At 43.9% G+C, this 13,133-nt stretch carries 7 protein-coding genes and 2 pseudogenes; 2 read left to right on the top strand and 7 right to left on the bottom strand.

Annotated features, from left to right (window positions below):
• The 5 genes and pseudogenes from ACGF49_RS11690 to ACGF49_RS11670 all read right to left on the bottom strand — a co-directional run.
• Positions 1-1,161, bottom strand: a complete 1,161-nt coding sequence (locus tag ACGF49_RS11690; RefSeq protein WP_387491053.1) for an aminotransferase class V-fold PLP-dependent enzyme — start codon at positions 1,159-1,161, stop codon at positions 1-3.
• Entirely contained in the window at positions 1,161-1,817 is a 657-nt protein-coding gene (locus ACGF49_RS11685; RefSeq protein WP_113044231.1) for a hypothetical protein, read from the bottom strand. The genes ACGF49_RS11690 and ACGF49_RS11685 overlap by 1 nt, the downstream gene beginning before the upstream one ends.
• A gap of 12 nt (positions 1,818-1,829) precedes the next feature.
• Positions 1,830-2,708: a hypothetical protein gene (locus tag ACGF49_RS11680; protein WP_271866254.1), complete on the bottom strand. Its 879-nt coding sequence runs from the start codon at positions 2,706-2,708 to the stop codon at positions 1,830-1,832.
• A 494-nt stretch (positions 2,709-3,202) separates the two neighbouring features.
• Entirely contained in the window at positions 3,203-3,406 is a 204-nt protein-coding gene (locus ACGF49_RS11675; protein ID WP_113044229.1) for a helix-turn-helix transcriptional regulator, read from the bottom strand.
• A gap of 133 nt (positions 3,407-3,539) precedes the next feature.
• Positions 3,540-3,674 (bottom strand): annotated as a pseudogene (locus ACGF49_RS11670) (helix-turn-helix domain-containing protein); the annotation flags it as partial.
• A gap of 44 nt (positions 3,675-3,718) precedes the next feature.
• On the opposite strand from ACGF49_RS11670, the gene ACGF49_RS11665 reads away from it, so the two are divergent.
• Both ACGF49_RS11665 and ACGF49_RS11660 read left to right on the top strand, forming a co-directional pair.
• Entirely contained in the window at positions 3,719-4,069 is a 351-nt protein-coding gene (locus ACGF49_RS11665) for a type II toxin-antitoxin system RelE/ParE family toxin (RefSeq protein ID WP_271866256.1), read from the top strand.
• A gap of 5 nt (positions 4,070-4,074) precedes the next feature.
• Positions 4,075-4,377, top strand: a pseudogene (locus ACGF49_RS11660) (helix-turn-helix domain-containing protein).
• Positions 4,378-4,649: 272 nt separating this feature from the next.
• Here the strand turns inward: ACGF49_RS11660 and rpoC are convergent.
• Together rpoC and rpoB are read right to left on the bottom strand one after the other, a co-directional pair.
• On the bottom strand, positions 4,650-8,870 hold the full coding sequence (rpoC, locus tag ACGF49_RS11655) for a DNA-directed RNA polymerase subunit beta' (protein WP_113043077.1): 4,221 nt from the start codon (positions 8,868-8,870) through the stop codon (positions 4,650-4,652).
• 130 nt (positions 8,871-9,000) lie between these two features.
• A complete protein-coding gene (gene rpoB, locus ACGF49_RS11650; protein ID WP_113043079.1) occupies positions 9,001-13,029 on the bottom strand; it encodes a DNA-directed RNA polymerase subunit beta in 4,029 nt (1,342 codons plus the stop codon).
• Between the last annotated feature and the right edge of the window lie 104 nt (positions 13,030-13,133).

Here is a 13,133-nt window from a genome sequence, read left to right as displayed (position 1 = left end):
TTAATTATCAGTATCTTCTTTATGATTTTCCTCAGTGATTTTAACTAAGGCAGATTTTATTCTCAAAATATCTTCCTTTGTATGCGACGTATCAAGGCTAACTCGAACAGCGCCATCAGGATAAGTTCCAAATTTTTTATGAGCTAACGGTGCGCATTGTAATCCGGGACGGGTAATAATATTGTATTTGTTTTCTAGTATATAAGAGACTTCTCCGGGATGATAACCTTCTACTGTAAAAAGAATTATTGGTAACCCGACTTTATGTTTGCAAATTAATTTAACCTTATTTAATTGTGATAACTCATCAATAAGAGTTGTACGCAAAGTTTGTAATTTATTTTGAATGTTCTCTATTCCAATTTTTTTTAAACGCCTTATAGACGATAGCAATGAAAGTATGCCAATAGTGTTTTGAGTTCCTGATTCATATTTGTATGGTATTCCAGTTGGTTGTGTAGTTAATCTTGATAATACACCTGTCCCACCCTGGATTAATTCATTATGAGAAAATCCATTATCAAGAATAAAGTACCCCCCAATACCTGATACTCCTCCTAAACTTTTGTGTCCGCTAAAAACAAGGTAATCAATATTACCTTTCGATAAATCAATTGCTTGTGAACCAAAAGATTGAGAACCATCAACTAAAACCATCGCACCGTATAAATGTGCCAATTTTCCTATTTCATCTATATTACAAAATGTACCAATAGTATTAGAGCAACTATGAACCACTAATAACTTAGTTTTCTTATTCTTTAATAAAAACTCCAAATGCGACATATCAATTTCACCCTCTGTCACATCGATAAATTGACTACTTACCCCAATATCTTTTAAATGGTTTATCGGCCTAAGTACTGAGTTATGTTCTAAATGGGTAGTAATGACATTATCACCCGGTTTAAGCGTACCTTTTATACATTCGTTGAGTGAATATGTGGCTCCTGAGTTAAAAATTACTGTCCCATGACCATTTAATTTTGTTTGTTCGATGAATTCGTGTCGGCACTCTTCAACGAGGTCCGTAACCTTTTTAGATTGTTGCGATAAAGAGCGCCCTGGAGTTACCCCAAGAGTGTCCAAATACATATTTATCATGTCCTTCACTTCTTGTGATTTTGGCCATGAAGTAGAAGCTACATCTGCATATAACATTATCCAATCTCCATATGGTTACTAAGATATAATTTGAATTTTTTAGCAGTCGCATCCATCTCATTTATTCCTTCATTATCTCTCCAATCGGATCTTTCAGGCACATTTAAATTATTTGCCAATACGGTCCTTATCATTCCTCTCTCAATAAAATCTGATTCACCTATCGTAAAAATATACTTATTACCACTATCTTCAACGTAAATATAGGGACCAGCCTCACCGAACATCTTAAGTTCATCCAATGAGTCTATTGTATGTATTTTAAATTGATCCTTTAATTTATTATGAAGATCAATCTCGGTAGGGAAACAACATAAATGTGCATGGTAACAATACTTTTGATTCGGGTCCATGATGATACAACCACCGGCTCGTCCATTTTCATAGCAAAGAGGATTGCTTATATTGTAATATTCGAGATAAAAATCATTTATTATATCCTTAAACTGTTTCAGTTCTTTTATTACCTCTTCATCGTATATTTCTGCAAAGCAACGGTATCCCCCTAAATCAGTCTCACATTTATTGGTGGCAATTATTATATAGCCCTCAATTATCTGGCCTTTAGGTACGAACGCATAGAAATATTCTCCTTGTAAAAGTATTTTATCTTTTTCAAAGGAAGATTCTGGGTGACAAAAAATACAGCCCATTTTAAACTCCTCTTATCGTTTGTCGATTCTACTGATAAATATATCCTCATGACGCAAATTGAAGTTTTCTTCGGTATGCCAGGCAATCATCATGCTCAATTTATTTATAATACTATGTTTACTCAATCTACTTTGTAGCTCAGAATAAATAGGATTTGGTAAGATTATTCTGCATTTTGTCCTAATAGCAAGACAAGAATCAATCACAGATATAATTGTACCGGGAGCTGTATTTGATAAACCTATCACCTCTACCGTGGTATCATCAAAACCTAATATCGCGAGTTCTTTCCCAACAGTTAACAACTTAATATCACTGTAATGAGGACACTGCTTTGAGTAAGCAATCCAATTGTTATTTACTTCCCTGCCGAAAAAATTGATTTTATTAATATTATCTATTTCATTAAAATCTCTCAGGTCTACATTGACTTTAGTACATTCTTCTACTACTACTTCTGTAAAATCAAAAACGTTCACTCTGCTACAGATGTATTTTTCGAAAATTTTTGAATAACATTTGATCTTTCTTTCATCTGAGTAACAAACCGTCGCATCTACATCATTACTATGTGTTTGTTTAGCACTTTCTATTATCAAAGTTGGTGATTTTACACTTTCATCTATCCCAAAATCGCTAAGCATATTAATGGATACTCGTCTGTGTTTAAGAGTGAATTCACACTTTCTTGTTATAAGAATTGACAAGCATATATCGTTTCTTTTATAAAAAAATGCTTTTATCTCACTGGAAAGATGATACTTCTTTTCTTTCATATTTTTCCAAATGAAATAATCCAAGCTCCCTATATCACGCTTATAAAAATTATTTATTAGGATATAATTCTCTTCCGTTATATCTTCATAATTCAGGTTTACTCCATTCTCCATTATTTTGCCCCATTATTTTATATTGGCGACAATGGCTGCTCATTTTTAGTTTATATTCATTTACGAATATATGAATCATGAAATATTGTATTTTATGACCTGTATCATAATTTAAAGATCCAACAAGAGAAAAACTACGATTATTTATCCTGAAAAATTAAATTTAAGTCTTCATCAATCATGCAAGAATACGGATAAAAATAGGCACCTTAAAGAGAATAATCTTTCATAAATTCTATGTGATGGGACTTTAAATGAAATAATTATATTGACCAGCCCCTTGAATTAAATACGATGAGCTATTTCTGCATATCGAATAATATCCCTTACATAGCTAAGGTAATTTTGCCAATACCAAAGACTATTCCCCACCCGATTGAACACGAAGATTCCCACTTCATTGGCTGTCGCGCTCATGCTTGACAAGTCTGACACGAACCTCAGCGGGCAGAACGACGAGTTCTGCCGCTTTTACTGAAACAACGCCATAATATTTAAGGATCATTATCAGACTGTTCCATTTTAGCAACAGTTGGTTGTTTGATCCCAAGCACAGCTGCCAGCTCAGTTTGTAAAACATCACGGGCCTTGCGGAACTGATAAAGCCCTATCTCCCGCTTCATTTCATCAACTTTTTTAGCAATCCTATAGCGGCTTTCAGGGCTGCGTTTTTCAAGCAATTCATCAAGTGTGGTCATACTCAGTTTTCCAAGATGGGCGGGGAATTAATTCACACGATTATTTTACCTCCTGCTTTTACAAGAATTTCATTAATAGGGTCAAAGTATGGAAGGAAGGGTTAGTAATGCCCTAACCCCATAGAACAGAGAATTACAACGTAATTTGTGGGTTCTGGATACCACAGGCTTGCGCATAGCGCACTAATGTTTCTATACTAGCTTTTGTTACATTATTTTCCATTTTCGTCACCGTTGGCGGCGTAACCCCCATTCTTTCCGCAACTTTTTTTATCTATATAGCATTTGACCTATATTGAGTAAAGAGTAGTTATGTGGGCTATTGAAACGACGGACACCTTTGATGCATGGTTCGATGCTTTGGATGACACCGACAGGGCCAATATGCTAGCTTCAATAATAGCACTTCGGGAAAGAGACCCTATGTTACCCAGGCCATACGCAGATACTGTGAACGGTTCATGCCACAGCAACATGAAAGAATTACGTGTCCAAAGCAAAGGCGACCCGCTCCGAGCATTCTTTGCGTTCGACCCCAAGCGGAGAGGAATTTTGCTTTGCGCCGGTAACAAAACCGGAAACGAGAAACGGTTTTATGAAACGATGATTCCGATTGCTGACCGTGAGTTCACGGCACATCTGGAAAAGCTAAAAAAGGAGTAAACACTATGGCAAGAACTCTTGATCAAATATTAGCAAATGAAAAGCCCGAAGTTGTTGCCAATGCATAAGCTGCGGCAACAGAGATGTTGCTAAACATCCATCTGGCAGAACTCCGTGAGCGGGTACAAAAGACTCAAGGAGAAATAGCTCTGGCTCTTGGTATCAAGCAACCCACGGTTTCTGACATGGAGAAGTTTGGCCGCGACTTGAAACTGTCTTCCCTCAAACGTTACGTTGAGGCAACGGGTAGCAAGCTGCGTCTCGATATCGAGTTACCCGACGGTACCCACTACGGATTTTCCGTTTAACCACAAACGCTCCGGTAGCCCTCGCGGATATATTCAAGATCAATATCCGCATCGACTTTTTACGTGCCAGATGATTGTGAGGAACAAAGTCTTCAAGTGAACTCTTTTCGGAAAGAAAAATTTGAGGAGAGGATTCTTAACGTGGCGGCAAGTTCTATTTGGTGAATGGAATTCGATTAAAACAGAGCACCAAGTAAAAATTGGCACGTTATCAACAAGTTGAAATGCCCTCCAAAAAGGAGGGCATTTAATTAGCTAACGTGTTCTAAGAATTACTTCTTATCACCACCAAAACCGGCATTCAACAGTTCTGCCAAGTTCGCAGTAGCCTCATCAACACTCACTTGTGGTGCCTCAGCAGGCTCATTCAACTGGCGACGACGTATGCGCTCCTGATGGTAAGCATAACCCGTACCAGCAGGGATCAGACGACCGACGATGACGTTTTCTTTCAAGCCACGCAGCTCATCACGTTTACCCGCAACCGCAGCCTCAGTCAGCACGCGGGTCGTTTCCTGGAACGATGCCGCAGAGATGAAGGATTCAGTCGCCAGAGACGCTTTGGTGATACCCAACAGGTCACGGCCATAAGTTGCAGGCACTTTACCTTCTTGTTCCAGCTTACGGTTTGCTACTTTAACGCGGGCATATTCAACCTGTTCGCCTTCCAAGAACTCGGAACTACCTGTACTTTCAATGGTTGCTTTACGCAGCATCTGACGAACGATAACCTCAATGTGTTTATCGTTAATCTTAACCCCTTGCAGGCGGTAAACTTCCTGAACTTCGTTGGTGATGTAACGGGTAACCGCATGAACACCACGCAGGCGCAAGATGTCGTGTGGAGACTCTGGACCATCAGAGATCACGTCACCACGTTCAACCACTTCACCTTCGAACACGTTGAGCTGACGCCATTTAGGGATCATCTCTTCGTAAGCATCACCACCATCTAATGGGGAGATAACCAAACGGCGTTTGCCTTTAGTTTCTTTACCAAAGGAGACAATACCGCTGACTTCAGCCAGGATAGCTGGCTCTTTCGGACGACGTGCTTCGAACAAGTCAGCAACACGTGGCAGACCACCGGTAATATCTTTCGTACCGCCGGATTCCTGAGGAATACGCGCTAAGGTGTCACCCGCAGAGATGCTGATGCCATCGTCTAGCTGAACAATCGCTTTGCCCGGCAGGAAATATTGAGCAGGCATATCAGTACCTGGGATCAAGACATCGTCACCCTTGGCATCAACGATTTTCAGCGCCGGACGCAGATCTTTACCACTACCGGTACGCTCTGCACTATCCAGAACAACCAGTGAAGACAGGCCCGTCAGCTCATCCGTCTGACGGGTAATGGTCTGGCCATCTACCATGTCAGCAAAACGGATGATACCTGATACTTCACTGACAACTGGCATGGTGTGTGGGTCCCAGTTAGCAACGGTTTCACCGCCATTAACTGTTTCGCCATCACCTTTACCCAGTACCGCACCGTAAGGCACTTTATAGCTTTCTTTAGTACGACCAAATTCGTCGATCAAACACAGTTCAGTGTTACGGGAAGTAATCACCAGTTTACCTGCGGAGTTGGTCACGGATTTAGCGTTAAACAGTTTCAGGCTACCTTTATTACGCACCTGAATGCTGGATTCCGCTGCCGCACGAGACGCCGCACCACCGATATGGAACGTACGCATCGTCAGCTGTGTACCCGGCTCACCGATGGACTGAGCCGCAATAACACCAACCGCCTCACCTTTATTGATAATGTGTCCGCGAGCAAGGTCACGACCATAGCAGTTAGCACAAACACCGAAGTCAGTTTCACAACTTACAACAGAACGTACTTTAATGCTGTCAACAGAGCTCTCTTCTAACAGATCACACCATTTTTCATTCAACAGGGTGTTACGTGGAAGCAGAATGTCAGCAGTACCCGGTTTCAGAACATCTTCCGCCGTCACACGACCCAATACACGCTCGCGCAGCGGTTCTTTAACATCACCACCTTCAATAACCGGCGTCATCAGAATACCGTCGTGCGTACCACAGTCATCTTCTGTAACAACCAAGTCTTGCGCCACGTCAACCAGACGACGAGTCAGGTAACCAGAGTTCGCCGTTTTCAGTGCGGTATCCGCCAAACCTTTACGAGCACCATGGGTTGAAATGAAGTACTGGAGTACGTTCAAACCTTCACGGAAGTTCGCCGTAATTGGGGTTTCGATGATGGAACCGTCTGGCTTAGCCATCAAGCCACGCATACCCGCCAACTGACGGATCTGAGCGGCAGAACCACGCGCACCGGAGTCAGCCATCATAAAGATGCTGTTGAAGGAAACTTGTTGTTCTTCCTCACCATCACGGTTAATGACTGTTTCGGTAGACAGGTTTTCCATCATGGCCTTAGCAACACGCTCGTTTGCCGCAGCCCAGATATCGATAACTTTGTTATACCGTTCGCCAGCTGTTACCAGACCAGACTGGAACTGTTCCTGAATTTCAGCAACTTCCGCTTCTGCTTCCATAATGATCCCAGCTTTTTTCTCTGGGATAACCATGTCATCAATACCAACAGATGCACCTGAACGTGCAGCGTAGGCAAAACCGGTGTACATGATCTGGTCAGCGAAGATAACCGTTGGTTTCAGGCCCATCACACGGTAACAAGTGTTCAACATCCTAGAGATAGCTTTTTTACCCAATGGTTGGTTAACCAGAGAGTAAGGCAGACCTCTTGGTACAATCATCCACAGGATTGCACGACCAATGGTTGTATCAACCAGACCCGTGCTGGTTGTGACATTACCTTCACCATCTCTCACTTCTTCAGAGATACGGACTTTAACGCGGGCATGCAGAGAAGCCAGACCTGCACGATATACGCGTTCTGCTTCTTTAGGCCCGGTCAATACCATGCCTTCGCCTTTAGCGTTAACACAGTCACGGGTCATGTAGTATAGACCCAGAACAACGTCCTGAGATGGAACGATGATTGGCTCACCACTCGCTGGAGACAAGATGTTGTTAGTAGACATCATCAGCGCACGCGCTTCTAACTGGGCTTCCAGTGTCAGCGGTACGTGAACAGCCATCTGGTCACCGTCGAAGTCGGCGTTATATGCCGCACACACCAGTGGGTGCAACTGAATCGCTTTACCTTCGATCAGAACCGGTTCGAATGCCTGAATACCCAAACGGTGAAGTGTCGGTGCACGGTTCAGCAGAACCGGGTGTTCACGAATGACTTCATCCAAGATATCCCATACCACCGCCTCTTCACGCTCAACCATCTTTTTGGCTGCTTTAATCGTGGTCGCTAAACCACGCAGTTCCAGCTTGCCATAGATGAATGGCTTAAACAGCTCCAGTGCCATCTTCTTAGGCAGACCACACTGATGCAGACGCAGGTAAGGACCTACAGTAATTACGGAACGACCGGAATAGTCAACTCGTTTACCCAACAGGTTCTGACGGAAACGACCTTGTTTACCCTTGATCATATCAGCCAAGGATTTCAGCGGACGCTTGTTAGAACCAGTAATGGCACGACCACGACGACCGTTATCCAGCAAAGCATCGACCGCTTCCTGCAACATACGTTTTTCGTTGCGAACAATGATATCTGGCGCAGCCAGATCCAACAGGCGCTTCAAACGGTTGTTACGGTTAATAACACGACGATAGAGATCGTTCAGATCCGAAGTGGCAAAACGGCCGCCATCCAGTGGAACCAATGGACGTAAATCCGGTGGCAGAACTGGCAGAACCGTCAGAACCATCCATTCTGGTTTGTTGCCAGACTGAATAAAGGCTTCCAACAGTTTAATACGTTTGGTCAGCTTTTTACGTTTAGTTTCAGAGTTAGTTTCGTTTAACTCTTCACGCAACGTTTCACACTCATTTTCCAGATCGAGATTTTTCAGCAAAGACTGGATAGCTTCCGCTCCCATCTTCGCATCGAATTCATCACCAAACTCTTCCAGTGCATCCAAGTATTGCTCTTCTGTCAGGATCTGACTGCGTTCCAAGCTGGTCATACCGCCTTCTACAACCACATAGGATTCGAAGTACAGTACACGCTCAATATCACGCAGTGGCATATCCAGCAACAAACCGATGCGAGATGGCAATGATTTCAAGAACCAAATGTGTGCCGTTGGAGAAGCCAGTTCAATGTGACCCATACGTTCACGACGAACTTTAGTTTGGGTAACTTCTACACCACACTTCTCACAAATTACACCACGGTGTTTCAAGCGCTTATATTTACCACACAAGCACTCATAGTCCTTTACTGGTCCGAAAATACGGGCACAGAAAAGGCCGTCACGCTCAGGTTTGAACGTACGGTAGTTAATAGTTTCCGGCTTTTTCACTTCACCGAATGACCACGAACGGATCATATCTGGCGAGGCCAGAGCAATTTTGATCGCATCAAACTCTTCGGTCTTAGTTTGCGCTTTCAGAAACTTCAATAAGTCTTTCACGAAATGGCTCCTGTCGGAGTTAGACCTGTCAGGAGAGCAGCACATGCCGCTCCCCCCTATGACCAGTGCAACCACTGGCTGGTAAACTGCCCATCATATCCATTCAAGGCAGTACCAGCGGGAATACGATTTATTCGTCTTCCAGCTCGATGTTGATACCCAGAGAGCGGATCTCTTTTAACAATACGTTGAAGGATTCCGGCATACCTGGCTCCATCTGGTGGTTGCCATCCACGATGTTTTTATACATCTTGGTACGGCCGTTAACATCGTCGGACTTGACGGTGAGCATTTCCTGCAAGGTGTACGCGGCACCATATGCTTCCAATGCCCACACTTCCATCTCACCGAAACGTTGACCACCGAACTGTGCCTTACCACCCAGCGGTTGCTGAGTAACCAGGCTGTACGAACCGGTTGAACGGGCATGCATTTTGTCATCCACCAAGTGGTTCAGCTTCAGCATATACATGTAGCCAACAGTAACCTGACGCTCAAATTGCTCACCGGTACGGCCATCAAACAGGGTAATTTGACCAGAAGTTGGCAAGTCACCCAGTTTCAGCAGCTCTTTAATTTCTTTCTCTTTCGCACCATCAAACACAGGTGTCGCAATTGGCATACCTTTTTTCAGGTTTTCTGCCAAACGCATAACTTCTTCATCAGAGAAAGTGCTCAGATCAACTTTCTGACGGGTTTCATCACCCAGGTCATAAGCTTTCTGGATAAATTCACGCAGTTTGGCAACTTCCTGCTGCTGTTTCAGCATCGCATTGATCTTGTCGCCAATACCTTTCGCCGCCATACCCAGATGCGTTTCCAAGATCTGACCAATGTTCATACGTGATGGTACGCCCAATGGGTTCAGTACGATATCTACCGGAGTGCCGTTTTCATCGTAAGGCATATCTTCGATTGGGTTGATCTTGGAGATAACACCCTTGTTACCGTGGCGACCTGCCATCTTATCACCAGGCTGAATCTGACGTTTAACCGCCAGATAAACTTTGACGATTTTCAGCACACCCGGCGCCAAATCATCACCTTGAGTGATCTTACGGCGTTTAGCATCCAGTTTTTTCTCGAACTCAGTTTTGAGTTCGTCATACTGTTCAGCCAACTGCTCCAACTGATTCTGTTTCTCTTCATCAGCCAAGCCCAGCTCTAACCAACGCTCACGAGGCAGTTTATCCAGTTTCTCAGCTTCGATACCGCCAGAAATCAAAACAGAACGGATACGTGCAAACAGGCCAGCTTCAAAGATTTGCAACTCTTCTGTCAGGTCTTTCTTCGCCTGACGCAGTTGCATCTCTTCGATTTCCAAAGCACGCTTATCTTTTTCTACGCCATCACGGGTAAATACCTGTACGTCGATAACCGTACCGGATACGCCATTTGGTACGCGCAGAGAAGAGTCTTTAACATCAGACGCTTTCTCACCGAAAATAGCACGCAGCAATTTTTCTTCTGGCGTTAGCTGAGTTTCACCTTTAGGTGTCACTTTACCCACCAGAATGTCACCGCCGGTCACTTCTGCGCCAATATAAACAATACCGGACTCATCCAGTTTGGAGAGCGCAGCCTCACCCACGTTAGGGATGTCAGCCGTGATCTCTTCAGGCCCTAATTTGGTATCACGAGATACGCAAGCCAGTTCCTGGATATGAATGGTTGTAAAGCGATCTTCCTGGACGACACGCTCAGAAACTAAGATGGAGTCCTCGAAGTTATAACCATTCCACGGCATGAACGCTACGCGCATGTTCTGACCGAGCGCGAGTTCACCCAAGTCAGTAGATGGCCCATCAGCCAGTACATCGCCGCGTTCCACAGGTTCACCCAGAGAGACACATGGCATTTGGTTAATACAGGTGTTCTGGTTAGAACGGGTATATTTCGTCAGGTTATAAATATCAATACCTGCTTCACCCGGATACATTTCATCTTCGTTTACTTTGATAACGATACGAGATGCATCGACGTACTGAACTACACCACCGCGCTTAGCAACAGAAGTTACACCTGAGTCAACCGCTACTGCACGTTCCATACCTGTACCAACTAACGGCTTATCAGCACGCAGAGTAGGTACAGCCTGACGTTGCATGTTTGCACCCATCAATGCACGGTTTGCGTCATCGTGTTCCAAGAATGGGATCAAGGAAGCACCAACGGAAACCACCTGCTGAGTGGAAACGTCCATATATTCAACCTGCTCACGGTTAAATAAGCTGGATTCCCCATAACTACGACAAGTTATCAAATCTTCAACGAAGTGACCTTCATCATCTAATACGGTGTTCGCCTGTGCGATAACGAAGTTACCTTCTTCAATCGCAGACAGATAGTGAATTTCATCAGTAACAACACCATCACGAACCAGACGATACGGGGTTTCAAGGAAACCATACTCGTTAGTCTGCGCATAAACAGACAATGAGTTAATCAGACCGATGTTCGGACCTTCAGGGGTTTCGATTGGACATACACGGCCATAGTGGGTTGGGTGTACGTCACGCACTTCGAAGCCAGCACGCTCACGGGTTAAACCACCTGGACCCAATGCAGAGATACGGCGTTTGTGAGTGATTTCAGAAAGTGGGTTGTTTTGGTCCATAAACTGAGACAGTTGGCTGGAACCAAAGAATTCTTTCACCGCGGCTGAAATCGGCTTAGCGTTGATCATGTCCTGAGGCATCAGTGTATCCAGATCACCCAAGGACAGACGCTCTTTAACCGCACGCTCAACACGTACCAGACCAACACGGAACTGGTTTTCTGCCATCTCGCCAACAGAACGGATACGACGGTTGCCTAAGTGGTCGATATCGTCGACTTCACCTTTACCATTGCGGATATCAATCAGTTTCTTCATGACATCGATGATGTCATCTTTACTCAGAATACCTGAGCCTTCAACTTCTTCCCGGCCCAATGAGCGGTTGAATTTCATACGACCAACCGCAGAAAGATCATAACGATCTTCTGAGAAGAACAGATTTTCAAACAGATTTTCTGCCGCTTCACGGGTTGGTGGTTCACCAGGACGCATCATGCGATAAATCTCAACCAAAGCACTCAAACGGTCATTGGTTGGATCAACACGAAGTGTCTCGGAAATATATGCACCGTGATCTAAATCGTTGGTGAACAATGTTTCGATAGATTTGTGACCAGACTGGCTCAAACGTGCCAACAGATCTAAAGAGAGCTCCATGTTAGCAGCACAGATAATTTCACCTGTATTGACATCAATGTAGTCTCTTGCAACAACTTTACCCGCAATATATTCAACAGGAACCTCAATACGGTTCACTTCGTCTTTTTCCAACTGACGGATATGACGTGCGGTAATACGACGGCCTTTTTCAACATAAACCTTGCCGTTTGCTTCAATATCAAAAGAAGCAGTTTCACCACGCAAACGTTCTGGTACCAGAGTCATTTGCAATCTGTTGTCACGAATTTCGAAAATCGTTTTACTGAAGAATAGGTTCAAGATCTCTTCAGTGCTGTAATTCATTGCACGCAGAATAATCGTTGCCGGCAATTTACGACGGCGGTCAATGCGCACAAACAGATTATCTTTTGGATCGAATTCGAAATCTAACCAAGAACCACGGTAAGGAATAATACGTGCGTTATACAGTACTTTACCGGATGAGTGAGTTTTACCCTTATCGCTGTCAAAGAATACACCAGGACTACGATGCAACTGGGAGACAATAACCCGCTCAGTACCATTGATAACAAAAGTACCGTTGTCAGTCATGAGCGGAATTTCACCCATGTAGACTTCTTGCTCTTTGATATCTTTGACCGTGCCTTCCGGTGCTTCACGTTCATAGATAACCAGACGCAGCTTAACGCGCAGAGGTGCAGAATAAGTTACACCTCGAATCTGGCACTCTTTAACATCAAACACTGGCTCACCAAGACGGTAGCTAACGTATTGCAGCTCCGAACTGCCGCTGTAGCTCTGAATTGGGAATACAGAACGGAATGCCGCTTCTAAACCATTCTGGCCTTCTGGATCTTGCTCGATAAACTTCTGGAACGAGTCAAGTTGGATAGAAAGGAGATAGGGTACATCCAACACTTGTGGACGCTTACCAAAATCCTTACGAATACGTTTTTTCTCGGTATAGGAGTAAACCATAGGGTTCCTCAGCTCGCTGATCAGTGACCCACTCTGCCCGCCCTAAAGGACAGCGCTTTACAACACTGTTTTTTCGAACAGAAAATTGAATTATTTTCCGTAAT

It is taken from the genome of Photorhabdus sp. RM96S (assembly GCF_042879335.1).
In the GTDB taxonomy this organism is placed as follows: Bacteria; Pseudomonadota; Gammaproteobacteria; order Enterobacterales; family Enterobacteriaceae; genus Photorhabdus; species Photorhabdus kayaii.
The sequence above is the reverse complement of the archived record's forward strand: the minus strand, read 5'-3'. Positions and strand labels throughout refer to the sequence as shown.

Coding starts and splice junctions, on each gene's coding strand:
- ACGF49_RS11690 (WP_387491053.1), bottom strand. CDS start 1,161: ATGTTATATGCAGATGTAGCTTCTACTTCATGGCCAAAATCACAAGAA.
- ACGF49_RS11685 (WP_113044231.1), bottom strand. CDS start 1,817: ATGGGCTGTATTTTTTGTCACCCAGAATCTTCCTTTGAAAAAGATAAA.
- ACGF49_RS11680 (WP_271866254.1), bottom strand. CDS start 2,708: ATGGAGAATGGAGTAAACCTGAATTATGAAGATATAACGGAAGAGAAT.
- ACGF49_RS11675 (WP_113044229.1), bottom strand. CDS start 3,406: ATGACCACACTTGATGAATTGCTTGAAAAACGCAGCCCTGAAAGCCGC.
- ACGF49_RS11665 (WP_271866256.1), top strand. CDS start 3,719: ATGTGGGCTATTGAAACGACGGACACCTTTGATGCATGGTTCGATGCT.
- rpoB (WP_113043079.1), bottom strand. CDS start 13,029: ATGGTTTACTCCTATACCGAGAAAAAACGTATTCGTAAGGATTTTGGT.